General features: G+C 42.2%; 13 protein-coding genes and 2 pseudogenes. 6 read left to right on the top strand and 9 right to left on the bottom strand.

The annotated features are described in order from the left end of the window. On the bottom strand, window positions 1–1,137 hold a 1,137-nt coding region (locus tag LAY57_RS31285), incomplete at its 3' end, for a DNA cytosine methyltransferase (protein ID WP_249071095.1). A 203-nt stretch (window positions 1,138–1,340) separates the two neighbouring features. Here LAY57_RS31285 and LAY57_RS31280 point away from each other — a divergent pair. Further along, a complete protein-coding gene (locus LAY57_RS31280) occupies window positions 1,341–1,814 on the top strand; it encodes a hypothetical protein (RefSeq protein WP_249071094.1) in 474 nt (157 codons plus the stop codon). Between the two features lie 376 nt (window positions 1,815–2,190). On the opposite strand, the pseudogene LAY57_RS31275 reads toward LAY57_RS31280, so the two are convergent. From LAY57_RS31275 to LAY57_RS31245, 7 genes and pseudogenes are all read right to left on the bottom strand, one after another. After that, window positions 2,191–2,367, bottom strand: a pseudogene (locus tag LAY57_RS31275) (transposase); the annotation flags it as partial. A 68-nt stretch (window positions 2,368–2,435) separates the two neighbouring features. Beyond that, complete coding sequence (locus LAY57_RS31270; RefSeq protein ID WP_249071093.1) at window positions 2,436–2,969, bottom strand: DUF4359 domain-containing protein; 534 nt, start codon at window positions 2,967–2,969, stop codon at window positions 2,436–2,438. 798 nt (window positions 2,970–3,767) lie between these two features. Continuing rightward, the gene (locus tag LAY57_RS31265) at window positions 3,768–4,007 is read right to left on the bottom strand and encodes a hypothetical protein (protein ID WP_249071092.1); all 240 of its coding nucleotides are present in this window, start codon (window positions 4,005–4,007) and stop codon (window positions 3,768–3,770) included. 381 nt (window positions 4,008–4,388) lie between these two features. Then, window positions 4,389–4,544: a hypothetical protein gene (locus LAY57_RS31260; protein ID WP_249071091.1), complete on the bottom strand. Its 156-nt coding sequence runs from the start codon at window positions 4,542–4,544 to the stop codon at window positions 4,389–4,391. Between the two features lie 237 nt (window positions 4,545–4,781). Then, a complete protein-coding gene (locus LAY57_RS31255) occupies window positions 4,782–5,441 on the bottom strand; it encodes a pentapeptide repeat-containing protein (RefSeq protein WP_249071090.1) in 660 nt (219 codons plus the stop codon). A gap of 282 nt (window positions 5,442–5,723) precedes the next feature. Beyond that, window positions 5,724–6,695, bottom strand: coding sequence for an aldo/keto reductase (locus LAY57_RS31250; protein ID WP_249071089.1), 972 nt, complete (start codon window positions 6,693–6,695; stop codon window positions 5,724–5,726). Between the two features lie 216 nt (window positions 6,696–6,911). After that, the gene (locus LAY57_RS31245; RefSeq protein WP_249071088.1) at window positions 6,912–7,406 is read right to left on the bottom strand and encodes a hypothetical protein; all 495 of its coding nucleotides are present in this window, start codon (window positions 7,404–7,406) and stop codon (window positions 6,912–6,914) included. Between the two features lie 142 nt (window positions 7,407–7,548). On the opposite strand from LAY57_RS31245, the gene LAY57_RS31240 reads away from it, so the two are divergent. Together LAY57_RS31240 and LAY57_RS36705 are read left to right on the top strand one after the other, a co-directional pair. Further along, window positions 7,549–8,673 (top strand): macro domain-containing protein, encoded by a 1,125-nt coding sequence (locus tag LAY57_RS31240; protein ID WP_249071087.1) that lies wholly within the window; start codon window positions 7,549–7,551, stop codon window positions 8,671–8,673. An 85-nt stretch (window positions 8,674–8,758) separates the two neighbouring features. Continuing rightward, the gene (locus LAY57_RS36705; RefSeq protein WP_420839162.1) at window positions 8,759–8,986 is read left to right on the top strand and encodes a macro domain-containing protein; all 228 of its coding nucleotides are present in this window, start codon (window positions 8,759–8,761) and stop codon (window positions 8,984–8,986) included. 118 nt (window positions 8,987–9,104) lie between these two features. On the opposite strand, the gene LAY57_RS31235 is transcribed toward LAY57_RS36705, so the two are convergent. Next, window positions 9,105–9,443 (bottom strand): M10 family metallopeptidase C-terminal domain-containing protein, encoded by a 339-nt coding sequence (locus tag LAY57_RS31235; RefSeq protein ID WP_420839161.1) that lies wholly within the window; start codon window positions 9,441–9,443, stop codon window positions 9,105–9,107. A 725-nt stretch (window positions 9,444–10,168) separates the two neighbouring features. On the opposite strand from LAY57_RS31235, the pseudogene LAY57_RS31230 reads away from it, so the two are divergent. From LAY57_RS31230 to LAY57_RS31220, 3 genes and pseudogenes are all read left to right on the top strand, one after another. Continuing rightward, a pseudogene (locus LAY57_RS31230) lies at window positions 10,169–15,220 on the top strand (S8 family serine peptidase); the annotation flags it as partial. Continuing rightward, a complete protein-coding gene (locus tag LAY57_RS31225; RefSeq protein ID WP_338022527.1) occupies window positions 15,197–17,365 on the top strand; it encodes an FG-GAP-like repeat-containing protein in 2,169 nt (722 codons plus the stop codon). The pseudogene LAY57_RS31230 and the gene LAY57_RS31225, both read left to right, overlap by 24 nt. 185 nt (window positions 17,366–17,550) lie before the next feature. Then, a partial coding sequence (locus tag LAY57_RS31220; RefSeq protein WP_249071085.1) for a two-partner secretion domain-containing protein occupies window positions 17,551–19,577 on the top strand: 2,027 nt, incomplete at its 3' end.

The following is a 19,577-nucleotide window of genomic DNA, read 5'->3' as shown; positions in this document are numbered from 1 at the left end:
CTTGTCCCCCTTGTCTCCCTTGTCTGTTGATGGTGTTGTAACTAGGGCGTTGATTAGTTGCATTCCCACTGCACGCGCTAGCAGGGGTGGTACGGCGTTGCCGATTTGTCGGTGTCCTCGCCATTTGGTGGGATGGAATTGGAACCAGTCGGGGAATGAGGATAGTCTGGCGGCTTCTCGTACTGTGATGACTCTGGGGAATTCTGGGTGGATGGGGCGGGGTGCTGTGTGTCCTCCTTGTTCGCTTGCAGTTCCGGCTCTTAGGGTGGTGGATTGGCCCTGGTAGTCCAAGCGATAAAGGCGGCTGATTGGTTCTGTTTCTCCGGTTGGTGTGGTGATGAATCTTTCGATGACGGATGGGGAGTGATTGGTGAGGGTGCAGCCAGATAGTCTGTGGGGGTTCCAGGATGGTGGTGGGGTGAAGATGGTGTTGAGGTATTGGCTGTATTTCCCTGGTTGCCTGTTTGTTTCGAGGATGTCTTTATCTAGGCTTAGTAGCGGCTCTAGGGGTAGTAAATCAGCTAGCGCATCATAGACTGTTATTCGCTGTTCTACTGGGGCTGGTGGGGGTATGAAGGTATCTAGGCAACCTACCCAGAACAGGCGTTCTCTGGATTGGGGTACTCCGTAGTTGGCGGCGTTGAGTTTCCATTCTTGGATTTGGTATCCGTAGGAAAGTAGTTGCTGCCAGCAGTTGTTGATGAGTTCTGCGTAGCGTGAGTCTCTCATGGAGGCAACGTTCTCCATGAGGAAGGCGCGGGGATGGAGTTCTCCGATGAGGCGGACGAAGTGGGATACTCCTTGATTGCGTGAGTCTTGGGGGTCGCGTTTGCCGATTCGCGAGAATCCTTGGCATGATGGGCCACCCACTACTAGGTCTATATATGTGTTTCTCTGAGGGTTGATGTGATTGCGGATTTCTTGGCTACTAAGTTGGCTGATGTCGGCACACAGTACGGGAGTTTTGGGGAAGTTTTGCTGATACTGGGCTGCTGTGTGGGGGTCTTTTTCTACTGCTAGGGCTATGGAAAACCCAGCCGCTTCCATTCCATAGTCCAAGCCTCCTACTCCGGCGAATAGGCTGATTGCTTGGGGGCGACGGTTGGTGGAGATGCTGAAATCGGCTGAGTGTGTCATTATAGAAATCCGTTTTTTTGTTTGGTGCCTCGGTTGGTATTTCCAACCCGGTGGCGATCTTGGTCGGATGCACCGGGTTGGATAACAGTATATCCTGTCTGATGACATTGTAATCACTCTTGATGTATTTGTCATCAACAGTGAGATAAATAAATGCAAACGTCACAGCGATCGTGTAACTTGGTTATGATGGAGGTTTATAAATGTCAGAAGACAAACGCGATCGCATCACAGTGGACATCACTGGTTTGAAAGAGAAGTTAACAACGTGGACAAACGATCCGAAGGTATCAACTGGCTCTTTGGTGCGCTCTGCTATCGTAACGGCCATTGAGTTCTGGGAAGCAGTAGAAAACTTGGGGCTGCCCAGACCAAAACCAGGTAATATGCAAGAATGGTTATTGGCTATAAGTGGAAAAGATGACAAAAATACCGCTAAACCAAGCATTGCACAATTAATTAAATTGCAAAATCTGTCTGAATTGTCAGAAGTAAGTGGCATTTCCGAAAAAAGGTTGAAAGCGCTCGCGCAAGGAGCAGAACCACTCATACCTGAGTTGTCTCTACTCGATCCTGCCCTTAACTTTACTCTTGAAGATCTGTACTCAATATACAAAAGAGATTTTCCAGATCGACAGCACAAGCAAAGGGGAAAACCCTTAATTGAGTATGAATAAATACTTTCTACAGTGGTTGAACGAAGCAAAATATCTAGTATACTACGTTAGCCAACTCTGTCAAAAAATTGAAAAATTTATGTAAAAAATTAAGTGAGACTGCAAAAAACAAGGGGGTCTTTTTCGATTGATAGGGCTTCAAACCCAGCCGCTTCCATTCCATAGTCCAATCCCCCAACTCCGGCAAATAGGCCGCTCGCTTCAAGGATAAAATCGAATTTGATCCTCCCGTTTATTTAATAGTTTTAACAACCGCTTTTGCAGTGCTTCTTGCTGTTTATCATCCTTAATTAAAAAAACTTTTCATCAGAAAATAGACTGCATATATGGTCAGTCATTGACGAGCTATGAAGTTGAGCAAGTTACTGTCAAAAATTCAACCAGTATCCTGAATTCCTTGAATTCTAAAGTAAGCAATAGACCAAATATCTTGCGAGGGACAAGCACTGGTAATCGCGATTAAAATTCGTTTAGCACTCACAGTAATTCTCGCTCCCAAATTCAGTAAATTCAAACGAATTGTGCCGACTGTTGCTTGAGAAAAAGAAGTTTTAGTAAAAATCTTGGAGAGTAGTCAAATACCTAAACATCCTATCAAAACCCTCACTTTTTTGTTTGTAATTATTGCTGTTGTTCCTGTTTTATTACGAAAAAATTACCGAAGATACCTAGAGTTTTCTGTTTAGTGATTCCAATTGCATCGAATTGGCTGAGCGATTGCAAATCAGTTTCGTACACTGAAAAGAAAACATAGTTTTTACGCCTAGTTACACTGTCAATAGCTAACTTCGTCTTTTCGTTAGCTGTAATTCCCACCCCGATAGACCACAAATCTACTAAGCCTTGGCATATCTGTTGACTATCTCTAGGCGATAGTATAGGTAGATTGAGATCTCCCCTAGTACAAACATTGTTCGCAGGCGCAACTATCCAGCCTCGAAAGCGATCGGATGCCTCGTCGAGATACTCTTCCTTGGTGGGGTTGCTGACGGCTGCGATTGTTAGAAATATTCCGATGATGTTAATCACGAACAGAACGATGGTTTTTATATGAGATTGCTTCACCGGATTTCGATTGACGGCTAATCCAAGGGCATACAAGCGAGCTAGCGTAAAACTGGTTGTGTCGCCTTTTCTTTCGTCGTTTGTAGTCATAGCGCCGCGATCGAATTATTAACCTTAGTATATATTCAAGTATAAAGGCTACGTATCTAATCCATTAAATACGTAGCCTTTATACTTGAAATTAAGGGCTTTTGTGCTTAGTTGTTGCAGGAGCTAACCGCAGACGAAGACTTTAATAACCTTGGCCTTGCATGCAGTCTTTGCTTCAAAGCTTTTGTACAGTAGGGAGTAGTCGATCGATAATGCGATCGCACGGTTATGGCAAGCATCGGGCCATCGAACTACATCTGGAAGTACGAGAACTGACAAGAGGATTTTTTCTATATATAGAGTATCACGCGCTATGACCGCTCTGTTTGCTTGCACAACTGCTTGTCTGTGCTTTTTAGGTATTGCCTGCCATCCCTTCTTGTTAAGCCGTTCTCAAAAAAGGTTCGTAAGCGACACCATGCAACAAAGTACGCTTGTAACGTCGAACCTGCAATTGGATAGCTTCTCCATAAGTGACTTGCGATCTTCAGGGGGCGACAACGAAGCTAGAGAGGTTGCTGGAGCAGGGTTATAGCTCTCAAACCTTGTTGATAAAATGATTTTTTGTTGGGAGTATAATTAAGCATTTGTTCGACCCATGATTGGCACGAGTAGAAAGCGATTAACCCATTTTCCCCATAAAGGGCGATCCAAAAGTTACTATGTCTCCTTCTAGTTCTACCGGGTTCTGTCAGACGACAAACATATTTTTGTTTGCCTTGTAGCTTAGTTCTTTTACCTTGTAACCAAGCGGAAGTCATCGCCAAAGCAATTAATAATATCAAGCTAATTAATCTATTAGGTGATGCTTGAGAAGCTACCCTTCGGGAACGCTTCGCGAACGAGATTATAACCGCCAGTTTGACAATCTTTAAACATGGCTTCGATGCCATAACGTTGACTATAAACACGAATTGCATTTTTCAAATTTGGCAGATTAGTCAACAAATACCAAGGCTCTGACTCTTGTTTATTTTTATATTTTCTCTTCCAGGAAACGGCTAAATTAAACCGATTAAAGCCCTTCTTTTGCGTCAAACTAATATCCTCGTAGAATAAATGAATACCCGGTTGAATTGGGATATTGCTTAAAGGTTAAAAAGGTTGTTTTTTTTTGCGAAAAGTTGTCGTGTATTTTGGCCGAAGTACAAAGCCAAGATGCTGACGTTGTAACCATTGCGCCAGTTCTATACTCTGAAATTCTCTATCCCAAATAATGATTAATTTATATTTTCGTAACAGCCGGATTACCGGACGTAACACTTGTTGAGAGTTCAATTAAGTTACAGGCTCCTTTTTTATCCAACAACATCCAGAATATGGGGAAAGCTCTTTTTTGATGAATTGCACTCACCATCAAAACATTAGTTTCTTTCCACTGGGTTCTATCTAGAGCAATAATCAGTTGACTCCCCGGCTTTACTTTATTTGACGAGATATCACTTCTTTAATAATCGGAAACCACATGGGTATGATAATTGTGAAGCTGACGGCGTTGATAAAGGCAATCAGCGCTATAATCCAAAACTTCAGGGGTAAATCGAACTTCTCTTTTAGAGTTCTCAATCTAGGCATAGACAAAGTTTGTTGAAAAATTCTCAATATGTGTTATCCCATTTTTGAATTCAATTCTCTTGATTATCTAAATGCCCAATTACTTCTAATGGCATAGTGATATAGCCAGTCAAATTGGCGGCTAAAAGCAGGACAATAAAACTGAGAGCGAATGCAATATTTTGTTTGATGATAATCTGAGAGCGGCGACCTAAACGGGATTGCTTGCGATCGTTATCCTAATTTGTGGTAACTTCGTCAGGAAGATAACTGTCCTTGTGTGAGCTTGGCTCCGGTTAAGTTAGCTCCAGTCAAGGTAGCTTCATCAAGAATAGCCCCTCTTAAATCGGCATTCGTCAAATTCGCTCCTGTCAAATCTGCCCGATGAAGGCAAGCATCATTTAAGGAAGCTTTGAAAAGATTAGCGCCTCTTAAGTTAGCTTCGCTAAGATTTGTCCTAATCAGGAGAGTTCTATAAAGAGAAGCTTGACTCAGATTGGCTCCATTTAAAGAAGCGTCGCTCAAGTCTGCCGATGTTAAGTCCACTCCACTAAAATTTACTCTACTTAGGTTAGCAAAATTCAATTTCACGTAAGTTAAGTTGCATTGACTTAATTTCTCCTCGCCAAGAACAGCACACCTTAAGTTAGCGTTAGCGAAATTCCTTTCACCTGCTGCGTATCGCCTCAAAAGTTCATCGGTATTCAATCTAGCTAACAGGGGACTTGAAGCTCCTTGATGACACCAGGACGCTCCTACCAACTTAGCTGCTGTGTTAACAGCTACTTCGTCATATGAAGGGATGACAATACCGTTGCAACCATCCCATTGACCGTCGAGCATAAATGCAATGTCACAAGCAGCACTGGCACAGTCAAACAACAAAACGTTTGTGGTCTGTCCTAATAATAAATTCATACTCATTAATTGGTTTAGGTTTAGGTAAAAGTTTTTTTGTAGGGGCTTTTTCACGAGCGTTTATTTCAAGGTAAGAAATAGCTAGCCTACTGAGAGCAAGCTATGCAATTTAAATGGTGACTAATATCAACCCTTATATCTATATGGTATCTCGACTTGACGAGTAGGGATTTCTCGACAAGTTCGATATAGATTTCATGTCCTCACACGTGAAAGCTCTCCCAAGTATTCCAACCAAATAAGCTTCTTAGAATATCCTAGTTGAAGATGCCGATCGCTCTATTACGGTCGCGCTGACATCAATTGTTGAATCCGTTGTGGTTCCTCTCCCAGCCAATCTGGATTCTGGGCAGTACCGTCGTAAATTGATGAAGTTTTGAACGGCTCAAACGAGCCGCCTGATGCCGATGAAGCGGTTTTTGCTAACAGATCTCGTACCTCTTGGTCATTCATTGGCTGGAATGTACGCACCGCTTCTAATGCTTGGTCGAGAATTTCCATGCTGTCAATTCCGGTAATCACAACTGATGTGGGCAGATTCAAAGCATAGTGCAGACACTCAATGGCTGTGACTGTATTTGACCGTAAAATTGACCCGTTTGCCATGCTTTTCATCCCCAGAATACCAATGTTGTGTTTGACCAGTTCTGGTACAACTAGCTTTGCGAAGCTTCGATAGTGGGCATCCATCACATTCAATGGCATTTGAACTGCATCAAACTTAAAGTTGCGCTCGGCTGCAACTTCCAGCATATGCAGATGAATTTGAGGGTCTTTGTGTCCGGTAAAACCGATGTATCGGAGTTTGCCCGCTTCACGCGCCTCCATCAAGGCGGGATTTGCCCCTTCTTCATCGAACACTCGATGCGGGTCTTCATACCGGATGATTTCGTGGTGTTGGACGAGATCGATACAATCGACTTGCAAGCGTTGCAGTGATTCATCTAGCTGCCTTGTGGCTTCTTTTTTGGAGCGACCGTCAATTTTGGTCATCAGGAACACTTTATCTCGGTAGCCATCGCGTAGCGCTTTCCCCATGCGAATTTCGCTCGCTCCACCGTTGTAATCCCAACTGTTATCCATAAAGGTGATGCCGCGATCGATCGCAGTGCGAACAATCCGAATCGCCAGTTGCTCGTCAACGTGCTTCAAGCTGAGGTGCCAACCTCCCAATCCTAAAGCAGAAACTTTCTCTCCTGTACTGCCGAGAGTTCGGTATAGCATTTTTTGTGTGTTTGACGCACTTTCTGACATCTTTTCTCCTTGAAAAGCCAGCTATTGCTTAAGTGCATATGGCTATGAGCCAATTCAAATGCAAGTAAAAGTTCGCAACATCTTCCTACGGACACACTAGAGGTGGGTTGGAGGTGTGAGCTACATGATTGAGTAGATCGGTTAGGCTCACGCACTCACAAGAAGCTTAATGCCGGATGCGTGAGCCCTGGGCGTAATGCTTTCAACGAGAGCGCCTCAGTGGTAGGGCTGCAAGTAATCTAACAATTCTGCTGTACTCGTGCCAGTAGCCATGTTTGTATAGTTATACCCATCGCCACCATACACAACTGCCCATTTGAGCATCGTCAAATTTGGTAAGTAGGAGAGCTTTACGATGAGGTCAGTTTCAATCTCTCCCCCTAGAGCGCCGCCATAACCGCGCTCTATTTTTAAATCAGAGCCGCAGACTGTAATTAAATCGTAAATCCAAACGTTTCCAGCGTTTTTACCCTCTATGTTTGCGATTACCTGTTCATAGTGATATTCATCGACATATAAATCGTAACTAGCGTTATGGTTATGCAACCAACAAGGGGAATTCGTGGTTCTGTAATGTTTGAATCCAGGCAGAGGGTATTGTCTGACTTCTTCAGCTAGCTGTGGCGCGTTAGTGGGCTGGAAAGTAGCAAAAAATAAGTAATCTGGCCCAGTGCGGTTGAGTTCGATTTCCCAGAACCAATTAAGAACCATATTCCTCCTAAAGCTCTACGCTGATACTTACAAGCATTACTACAAAAAAGTGAGAAATTTGGCTTGGTTGGCAAGGCGTGCATAAGTGCTACCGAGCCAGAAATATTGAGATCTAAATATCCAAATATCGAGGAGATCGAATATGGAAATACAGCTTACCCCTTTGCGGGCAGCCGTTTGTTCCGAGCGGGCCACCACTCTAGATGTTTTAATCAGAATTATTAACCCAGAACATCTAAATCGAGTCATTCTCTTATCCGATGGACTAGCCAATGTAGGTGAAACCAATCCCGATGTAATTGCCTCTGATGTCAACCGTTTAACAAAACAAGGTGTCAGTACCAGCACAATGGGAATTGGTGATGATTACAACGAAGACTTGCTAGAAACAATGGCGCGGAGTGGGGATGGCAATTATTATTACATTCAATCTCCCGAACAATTGCCAAGTATTTTTCAACAAGAATTACTGGGTTTAATGGCGACAGTTGGCACAAATGTCACCTTGGGAATTGAGCCCCAGAACGAAGTAGAAATGGTGGAAGTACTCAATCAGTTAGATGTCAACCAAAATGGTCGGTTTCGCTTACCTAATTTAGTAATTGGTAATCCAGTTGATGTAGTTGTGCGGCTGAAAGTGCCAGCCATGAGAGAAGAAATAGATTTATGTTATTTTCGCCTCAGTTGGAACGACCCCGAACAACCACAGTCACAACAAGTCCGCGTTGCATTACGCTTACCCGTTGTCAATGCTGCACAATTAGAGGAATTTCCGTTTAATTCTGAGGTAAGACAGCAAGCGATTTTAATGATGACAGCACGTGCCAAGAAAGAAGCTGTCAAACTGGTGGATGGAGGGAATTACTTAAGCGCAAGCCTTGTATTGCAGCAGACAAGACAGCAGTTGCTCAATAATCCCGATCTTCCGATGAGTGAGCCAGAAGCCGAGGCACTAGCCGACTTAGAAGTACCTATATTGGGGAATATTACTGAAGATTTAGGAGTCGATGCGATCGTTAACTCCTGCGATCGCTACCTATCCAATTCCGGTGCCATATCCAGTGCGATTCACCTAGCTGCTGGGCCAGAACTTCTGGAAGAATGTCGCCGTTTAGGTGATTGTGAGGAAGGCGATGCCAAAATTACTCCGGGCTATAATTTGCCGACACCTTGGGTGATTCATGCAGTTTGTCCACCTTGGCGCGGTGGCTCTTATGGAGAGGGAGAAATCTTAGCACAATGTTACCGCCGTTGTTTGGAATTATAGCAAAAGTCAAAAGTCAAAAGTCAAAAATCAAAAGTGAAATGCTTGCTGTGAATTGGTTCTGGCCTTTTAGGATGCCCTAACCGCCCTGGCGGTTGCTATAGCTTTACAGCATTCGCTGCGGAGTATTGCTTTTCCAGCTATTGGGACGGGAGCAATGGGTTTTCCAGCCCAGCTTGCGGCTGCAATTGCTTTTGCCCAAACCAGTCGCTTTCTTTTAAGATCTAGCGCGATCGGGACGATTGTTTTTGTTTGTTTTGAGCCAGAAACTCATCTTTGCTTTCAAAATGAATTCTTGGAAATTTCTGGCTGGTAATGGTTATGCTTCTTCTGTACTTGTTCTAATTTAATTTATTTCTAAGTTTAGACAATATGGAAGGCATCGGCTATGACGTGAATGTTCCACTTGCGTCCTAACCCCTTTGGCGGTTGCCCTAAGTAATTTTATACCCCAAAAAATAATTTTTATGCACACAAAAGATTAAACATAATAGTCTTATTTGTGCGGAATTTTTAACGATTACCTGTTTACTTAAAAGCTCTTGAATTGGTTGACTGAAGCTTTGAAGTATCAAGTCTGCTTCTGTCAGAGTGCCAGTTAAGGCAATGCGATCGCTAGACTTAGCAAAATCCAGAATCACATCCGCACCGAATTTGTCTGATGTAGCCGTATCCGTTCTGAGTACAAACAAATCGCTACCTGCATTACCAGCTAGTCGATCAACACCTAAATCGCCGATGATAGTATCATTTCCTTCTCCACTTTTATCGATTTTTGTAACAATAATTTACAACTATTGACATTAATTGTATTATATTTTCTATTTAAGTGAGTTTTGGGTGAGAAAAGGCAACTAGCCTGCTGCACTAACTGCGAGCAGTGTAACTCAGGTAGCTGTCATAGAGTTGGACATTACAAGATTCCAAGTAAAGTTTTGTAACAAAATTCCAGTTTCCGCATAAAAAGCGGAAGGTTTGCCTGAGAGAGAAATAGGAGGGTGTAAGCTGCCTCTTTCTTCACACTCCTATACAAACTATTGAGTTTCTTGGGAACTAGGGAAATGTCCACTATTGATATTGGCAGTTTGAACGGTAGCCAAAACTATTCGGGTTTTGTTGACGTTACTGCTAGCTTCACGAAAGCTTTAATTTACCAATTAAATTATAAAGCTTTCTTAAAGTTCGTAATTTTACGTAGATATACGGAAGATATATACGTTGTTAAAAATTAAACTAATTGTAGTGTTTTTATGCTTATTAGCCTACCAGTCAAACAATAGAATAACCTGAAAATTGCACTTTTTCTATCAGGGTTAAGAGAATCTTAAAGGTTTCCACTATTTAAAATAAAATCATTTTGGCTCTGACCGATCTGAGAGATAGACTCAGGCAAAATTGTCAGGTCAAGTACAAGTTTTTCTGAAGCGAGATAGCCATAATTTAGTGCTACCAAATCCGGTTAAATCAAGTAAAAACGAGCAAATTTAACAACTAAAAAATGTCAACCTTCGAGATCGGCTTACTTGACAGTTCCTACAAAGCAACAGATGCTTTAGAAATTAGCTATCCAAACGATACATACAACTTTAAATTAAGCGATTCCGGCAGTTTAAAGTTATCGTTTTTAGGGATAACCAACCCAGTTGATTGGCAATTTCAAGACAGATTGGGAAAAGTTATTCAAAATGGTTCTCTTAATTCCACAAATCTGGAAGCAATTAACCTTTATAATGTGGCAGCAGGAGACTATTCTTTTCAGATTTCTCAAACCAACGGCGATACCAACTATACACTGAACGTTGACCCCATCACCAGCTTAAACGTGGAATCGGGATTTTTTACCGTCGGACAAACGGGACAAGTGGGAGTTGATTACTTAACTGATGGTGGTTGGTATCAGGGTGAGTTGGCCATTTTCAGTTTGACAGGAATAGAGTCATTTTCTCCTGGTTCGCAAGCATTTATTAAAGAAGCTGCAAGGCGCTCGCTGAGTAACTCAACAGAAGGTTATGTAGCGATCGCAGACGCTATGGAAGGCGCTAAGTTCAGCCCTACTTTTCCTTGGGGAGATAACTATAACAGTGGCGAATACAAAAATGTTAAAACATTCGCTATGAAACCGGGGGATAAATTTGGTTTCATGCTTGTCCCTAATGGTAGCATACAGGAAGTATTTAATAATCCCAATCTCGGTGGAGCAAAACGTCCGTTATTCTCCCTGGTGACTGCTAATCCTAACGAGGCGTTTCATGTTGGACAAATTGCAGATGTGACGGGTGATGGCAAAACTTTTGTCATGGAGGATAAGCGAGTTGATGAGGGTTCGGATAAGGATTATAACGATCTAGTTTTTCGGATCACTGGTGCTACAGGAAAAGCGATTAAGTTAAATGATGTAATCGCTCCCGATAAAGATTGGCGCAAAACCAAGGTGGTGGAGGATTTAATTGCTTACATCAACACGCCTCCTCAGTTTTTGCAATTCACCACCAAGACAATCTATAAAGCGGGTGAGACGATCGATCTTACTGATGCTAAAGTTTATGACGAAAATGGAGACTTGAACAAAGTAGATTTCTGGTTAAAGAGAAAGGAAGATTTTGGCTGGGTTGATATCAACGATGCGACTAAAGATACTTTTACGGTGAAGGAGGACTGGACAAGCTTCAACTATTCTTTGAAGAATGTAGCAGCGGGGAGTTACGAACTCAAGGCGATCGCATTCGACTCTACACAACAAAGCAACGAGGTAGTTAAGGAGTTTCGGGTTAATGCTGCTCCGAAAGAATTGCAATTTAACATTTCCCAAGATACTTACAATATCGGCGAAATAGTCAGTATCACTGGAGGTACAGTTTATGATACTGACGGCATGGGTGACTTAGTTAAAGTAGATTTCTTTTTAAAGAAGGACAATGATATCTGGGAACATATTACTACGGATGTTACCAGTTTCACCGCTGGTAGTGGAGATAATAACTTTGCCAATTTCAGCCACTCCTTATCACCAGATTTATTAAAAGAGACTGACAGTTATGAGATTAAAGCCGTAGCTTATGATATAGCAGGTGATTCTAGTAATGAGGTAATTAAAAACTTTACCGTCTACAGCAAAACTGTTGAAATACCGCCAAATTCACCGCCTGAACAATTGCAATTTAACTTATTACCATCTTACACGATCGGTCAGTCAGTGAGCATTGGAGATGCCAAAGTATACGATAAAAATGGAGAGAGCGGCTTACAAAAAGTAGATTTAGAATTTTATAAAGATAACATCTTTTGGGACAAATATACTGTCGATATCACGGATGATAGCAAAAGTGGAGATGGTTGGGGAACTTTCAACTATTCGCGGAGTGATTTACCATACGGGAATTATCGGTTAGAGGCGATCGCATCCAATAAATCTGGCGGCGTTTCTAATAAAGCGATTCAAAGCTTTAACGTCGTCGGTAAACCTACCACACCACCAATAACCAATTTGCCGCCACAACAATTGCAATTGAACTTATTGCCAACTTACAAGATAGGCGAACCGATCGTTTTTCCGAATGCCAAAGTATACGATGGAAATGGAGCGAGCGACCTGGACAAAATAACTTTGGAGTTGTACAAAGATGACAAAAAGTTGGGCGATTATACTGTCGGACTCGTGGGTATTGCAGACAACTGGGGAACTTTTAATATTTCATTCTGTCAGTTAGAGCTTGGAAATTATCGAATTAAAGCGAAAGCATACGATAAATCCGGCGCAACAGATGAAGACACTGCTGAGTTTAAAGTCGTTTCTCTGCTGAATAAAGCGCCAGAAGATTTGCGATTTAGCATTTTGCCTCTTTATACTAATAAGGAGACAATTAGTTTCAACGGCGCTAAAGTTTTCGATGCAGACGGAAGAAACGACTTAGAAAGAATAGATTTTAAGTTGAAACTTTCTGACGGTACAGATTTCTTAGATATTCCCGACGTTACCCAGTTTACAACTGATAATCAAGGCAACGCTAGATTCGACTTCAGTCACGATTTGAATAACTTAGCACCGGGTCGTTATCAATTGTGGGCGATCGCACAAGACAAAGCAGGAAGTTACAGTAACCCAGAAATCGAAAACTTTTCTGTAATTACCGATCCGGGGGAAGGTGGATTATCAGATGAAATTAGGCTAGCTATAGCCAATTCAGCTAAGATACAAAATTACACTCCTGAAGAACTAGCTAAAGCCAAAAGTTGGGTAGTGGGGGTAACACCCGGTCAATCTTCCCAAAATTTAGCCGCAGCGATCGGCGCTTACGATTGGGGTGCTAGTGGACAGTTACCCAATACTTATATTTGGGAATTTCCTCAAAATGTTACTCCTACTCAAGTTTCCGGGCAGTTAAATGCGCTGAATGGAGTAGAATTTGCTTACCCGCTGATACCCATTCGGTTAATTCCACAATCTGAACCGAACGACCCGCTCTTTGCTAACCAGTGGCATTTGCAAAACAAGCAGCAAACTGGTGGAACTCTGGGCGCTGATTTGAACGTTATTCCGGCATGGAACTTAGCGCGGGGTAAAGGTGTAGTTATCGGAGTGGTAGATGATGGTTTGCAGTATACCCACCCAGATTTGAAAAATCGGTATGTAAGGGATCTGAGTCGCGACTTTAATGAGACAGTAGACTTGGATGGTCGTCATGCTTATAGGGATAAACCACTCTATAAAGTAGAAGAAACTAACAATTTAGATGGAACTATCGACACCGATTGGATAACGATCAATCAAAATTACGCCTACGATAACGATCCAGAGCCAACTTACAAGGCCATTGTTTTAAATAACTCTCAGAAAGATATCCCGTATGGTAACTCTCAGTACAATGAATTTTTACTCGATGTTCCATTGACGGGAGTTATAAGTGATATCAACGTTTTGTTGGATATTACAGATGATAGAGCTAAGGATTTAGCTGCTTACCTGAATAGCCCAGATGGTTACATATTCAATCCTCTCATCGGTACAGGAGCTACTCGTAACAGGCTACCAAATGGAGGGACAGACCCCGACGATTCCCCACTTACGCTCTTCAAGAATAATGTAGGTATCAATGGTGGTGGTTTCTCCGAACCGATTTGGTTGGATGACGAAGCTAGTCAATCTATTACTCAGGCCATCGCGCCGTTTTCTGGTAGCTATAAACCAGAAATGTTGCTATCTAAATTTGATAATCAATATGTCAAAGGAAAGTGGAAGTTAAAAATTACAAACAATAATCTTTCACTTTTGGCTAAACTTAACAGTTTCGGTCTAGAATTAAACACCTACAATCCTCACGGAACTGCTGTAGCAGGTTTAATTGCTGCTAGTGGTAACAACAGCATTGGCGGAATTGGTGTGGCTCCCGAAGCTTCTTTAGCTGGCTTACGTTTAATTGCTGATGAAGTTATAGACCTACAGATATCTGATGCGCTGTCTTATCGTAATGATGCTATTCAGATCTATAACAACAGTTAGAAAGAACAAGACGGGCTAAATAAGCCGCCAATGAGTATAACAGCATTACAAACAGGAGCAAAGTTTGGGCGAAACGGACTTGGTAATATCTATGTGTTTGCGGGAGGAAACGACCAGTTTTTTGGTGGCAATGTTAACTACAATGGCTTCGCTAATTCTCGGTATGCGATCGCAGTAGCCGCTATAGACCATGATGGTAAACAAAGTTGGTACAGCGAACCCGGTGCGCCACTGTTGGTTTCAGCGTACTCTAGCTCTTATAACCCTGACAACACTCCCGTCGCTGTGACTACAACCGATCTTAAAGACGGTCAGGGCTATAGTAATGACAGTTACACCAACAGTTCTAGCCGCTTTGGTGGTACATCAGCTGCTGCTGGTTTAGTATCTGGTGTTGTAGCTTTAATGTTAGATGTCAATCCCAATCTTACTTGGCGCGACGTACAAGACATTTTAGTTAAGACTTCCCGAAAAAATGATTTTGGTACAATTAATCCTCTGAAACCAAAAACAACCAGTTCTGGTTGGCAGGAAAATGGAGCAAAACTTTGGGTTAATGACAAATATGGTTTTGGGGCTGTTGATGCTGCTGCTGCGGTGAGCGAAGCTGCTAATCCAAATCGGGTTCCATTGGCACCAGAAGTCAAGGTTACTTTTGACCTTAGCGAGCCAGAAAAGGTGAAAAATGTTTTAGAACCTATTCCTAACGGAGACATAAAGACAGGAGTTTCATCAGAAATCTACATCAACAAAGATATTAGTATCGAAAAGGTTGAGGTAGTTTTCAACTCTAAAAATAAGCCTGATACTCCAATAGATTGGAAATACTGGGGAGACTTGACAGTGAAACTGATCTCTCCCAGTGGCATGGAGTCAATTTTGGCAGCACCACACGATATTCTTAACGATCCAGATCTAACCACTATCAACAAGGATGAATTTTCTTGGACATTCACATCTGCTCGTTATTGGGGCGAGTCTTCTAAGGGAGAGTGGAAGTTACAGGTTTTTGATGCGATCGGCAACAAAATGGAAGGGTATTGGAACTCTTGGAAGCTAAACATTTACGGAACTGAACCGACAGTTAATGTAATGGCTGCGGATGCTAATGCAGCCGAAAGCGGTAACGATACTGGTAAGTTTACCTTCACCCGTACTGGCAGTAATAACGACAATTTAATCGTGAACTATTCTGTAGCCGGAACAGCTACTAAGGGAGCAGATTACAACGCTTTTATAACTGGCACCATTACTATCCCAGCAGGACAAGATTCAGCATCAATTTCTATCACTCCTATTGATGATGTTCTGTTTGAAAAGGATGAAACTGTTACAGTACATATTGACTCTGTTACTGGCTACAATATCGGCACAAAAAATAACGCTACGGTGGTAATTGCTGAAAATGATACCTTGCCAGAAGCATTCACTGACATAGGGGCTGCTTTCACAGGTGATGGTAATAGTTCTCCAGACTGGGGAGACTATGACAACGATGGCGACCTTGATATTTTATTAGCAGGTTCAGGTAACTCCAAAGTTTACCGAAATGACAATGGTAACTTTACCGATCTTGGTGCATCTTTAACAGGCGTTTCGAGTGGGTCTGTAGACTGGGGGGACTATGACAATGATGGGGATATCGATATCCTTTTAACAGGTTCTGGAAACTCTAAAGTTTACCGAAATGATAATGGTAACTTCAATGACATTGGCGCTTCCCTGACTGGCGTTTCCTATAGTTCGGCGGCGTGGGGAGACTATGACAACGACGGCGACCTTGATATTCTCCTGACAGGTACAGATAGTTCAGATAATAAAATAGCCAAAGTCTACCGAAATGATAAAGGTAGCTTCACCAACATTGGCGCTTCTATCGCTGGGGTTCGCCGAGGTTCGGTAGCTTGGGGAGACTATGACAATGATGGCGATCTTGATATTCTTTTGACGGGTGAGTCACAACTCAATGGAGAAATTTCCAGAATCTATCGAAATGATGGTGGCAGTTTCACCGATGTCAACGCTCCTTTAATAGGTTCTCTAACAGGTGTTAGATTTGGTTCTGCTGTATGGGGAGACTATGACAATGATGGCGATTTGGATATTTTGTTAACTGGTACAGATAGGGATGAAGAAACTGTTTCTAAAGTCTATCGCAATGATGGAGGCAGCTTCACTGACATCAATGCAGCGCTCAAGAATGTTGGAAACAGTTCAGCAGCATGGGGAGACTATGACAACGATGGCGACCTTGATATTCTATTAACGGGAGTTTCTTTTGACAATTCAGTTCAAAGATTTTCGCAAGTATATCGGAATGATGCTGGAAACTTTATCGACATAGGTGCTGGCTTAATCAGTGTTGAGCGTGGTTCAGCAGCATGGGGAGACTATGATAATGATGGGAACCTCGATATTGTCTTAACTGGATGGAGTAGTTCAGATAGTGTTGCTAAAGTCTACAAAAACAACACAGTTAAACTGAATACAATACCAACAGTACCCACTGACCTTAATGCCTCAGTCAATGGCAATTCCATCAACCTGAAGTGGAACCCATCCACCGATACACAAACGCCGCTAAAAGGCTTAACTTATAACTTGCGAGTGGGAACAACTCCAGGTGGTTCTGAGATTATATCTCCGATCGCTAGTGGTGATGGCACACGAAAGGTAGCACAGATGGGTAGTGTCAATCAAAACACTGATTGGACTCTCAATTATTTAGCGCCCGGTACTTATTACTGGAGCGTGCAAGCTGTAGATAATACCTTCGGTGGATCGCCTTTCGCCAAGGAAGGTAACTTTAGAGTTGACAGACAACCTAAAACCCTCCTCTCCATAGGTGCTGTTCAAGCAGTGATACCAGAAGTAGATCGTAGTTCTGGTCAATTCCTAATTACTCGTCGTGGTGATACAACTACTCCACTGTCAGTAAATTATACGGTTGGAGGAACGGCGACTAATGGCACAGATTATCAACCGCTCGGCGGTAAGATTATCATTCCGGCTGGTTCTGCGACAGCAACGATTCCTATCAACATTATTGATGATACGGTGTTTGAAGGAGGAGAAGAGACAGTCGTGATTAATTTAAACCCAGATACAGCTTACGATTTGGGTTCTCCGAGCAGCAGCACGATGACGATTTATGATGGGGCAATTGCAATTCTTCAGGGGTCGGTTATTCCAGAATAGTTAGGAATGATGCAGTTGGCATCACATCTGCTATCTAAATTATATGAGCGATCGCGTTTTTTTCAACTCAAGGTGCGATCGCTCTTTTTTTGGCAACTAGCTTAACAATTATTAACTAAAAAGCAGATTTTTTAGTAGTATGATTTCAAACATCTACTAGAACGTCGTTTTTATTTAATTGAATTGTGTCTGATAAAAACAGAAAAATCAAAGGAAATAATGTCTGTATTTTAGTTTACCTTTTAGGATTTCCTTTCTTTTCCAATGCCCTAGCTGGAAAAGCAGCAGCGCAAATTGTCCCTGACAATACCTTGCCTGTAAATTCGAGGGTCAACTTGGAAGGTAGTAGCTTCATTATTGAAGGTGGAACCTCTTCCAGTAATAATCTGTTCCACAGCTTTCGCGAGTTCTCCGTTCCTACTAACAGCACTGCTTACTTTAACAACGCTACCACAATCCAAAATATTTTTACTCGTGTAACTGGTAGTTCTGTATCCAATATTGATGGCTTGCTGAAAGCTAACAGCACCATCAATTTATTTATAATCAATCCTAATGGAATTATTTTTAGCCCCAATGCCAGGTTAAATATTGGGGGGTCATTTTTAGCAAGTACAGCCAACAGCTTTGTGTTTAAAGATGGCTCTCAGTTTAGTGCTACTAATCCTCAAGCTCCTCCTTTACTAACAATAAATGTCCCTGTTGGGCTGCAATTTGGGGAAACTCCAGGAAAAATTAAGGTCACGGGGTCAGGTCACAATTTAACAATAGATGATAGGGAAGCTCTTATTAGAGATAATAAACCTGATGGCCTTAGAGTAGAACCAGGAAACACCTTAGCACTCTTGGGTGGCGATGTAATTTTGGAGGGAGGAAATTTAACAGCAAATGGGGGAAGGATTGAACTTTGGTCAGCAGTCAATAGCCAGTTACTATTAGATATTAATAGTAGACAATTGCAAGTTAACGCTTCCGAAGGAAATCCTAATTATGGAAACATTCAACTATCAGGTGCAGCTTCCATAGATGTGAGTGGAAATGGCGGGTTAATACAAGTGCAGGCAAAAGAAGTATCGCTAACTGATGGGTCGGTAATTTTCGCAATAACTGATGGAACAGAACAGGGAGGCAGCATCGCAATCAAAGCCACTGACTCTGTAAAAATAATAGGCATCACTTCTGATGAAAATCAGTTTCGTAGCAGCTTATTAAGTCAGAGTTTTGGTGAAGGAAAAGGTAGCAATTTAATAATTGAAACTGGACAATTAATTGTGAATGGAGGACAGGTAGGTGCTTTCACTTTTGGAACGGGAAAGGCAGGAGATTTGACCGTTCGCGCTAGAGATTCTGTAGAAGTAGCTGAGATCCCAACTAATAGCAATTTTATTGGTGGTTTGTTTTCTCAAGTCAAGCCAAAAGCAACGGGAGATGGGGGAAATTTGATTGTTGAAACGGGACGATTGATTGTACGAGATGGAGCGCAAATATCAACAAGTGCTTCAGGTGAAGGTCAAGGAGGAAATCTTAGCATCCGAGCTTCTCAGTCTGTAGAATTAATTGGGAGTTCAGCTGATGGAGTATTTGCAAGTGGCTTATATACTCAGTCTGAAGGTATAAAAAATAGTGGAAATTTGATTGTTGAAACAAATCGATTGGCTGTTTTAGATGGAGCGCAAATAGCAAGTTCTACTTTTGGCCCTGGTAACGCGGGTGATTTAGTAATTACTGCTTCTGACGTGGTGGAAGTAACTGGAAATAGTGCAGGTTATTCTAGCAGCATAGTTAGTCAAGTAATACCAACAGCAGATGAAAATAATGAAATTATACCAGCCACAGGAGCAGGTGGAAATATGCTCATCGAAACCAAACGATTAAGAGTAGAAGATGGGGCAATATCAGCTTCGACTTTTAGTGAAGGTAAGGGAGGAAATTTAGTAGTAAATGCCTCAGAAATAGTTGAATTAAGGGGAATGGCAGTATCAGCGTATAATGAAATTCCTAGCGGTTTATTGGCCACCACAGAAGGAAGTGGCGCTGGGGGAAGTTTAGTAATTAACACTAATCGTTTGATTGCCGACAATGGCGCACAGATAGCAGCATCTACTTTGAGTGAAGGAGTGGGCGGCACTATCACGGTAAATGCTTCTGAATCAGTACAATTGAGAGGAATAGGAATCAAACCAGACGGTGAAATTCCACGTACAGAAGAAGG

Origin of the sequence: Argonema antarcticum A004/B2 (genome assembly GCF_023333585.1) — a bacterium.
Taxonomy (GTDB): domain Bacteria; phylum Cyanobacteriota; class Cyanobacteriia; order Cyanobacteriales; family Aerosakkonemataceae; genus Argonema; species Argonema antarcticum.
The sequence above is the reverse complement of the archived record's forward strand: the minus strand, read 5'-3'. Positions and strand labels throughout refer to the sequence as shown.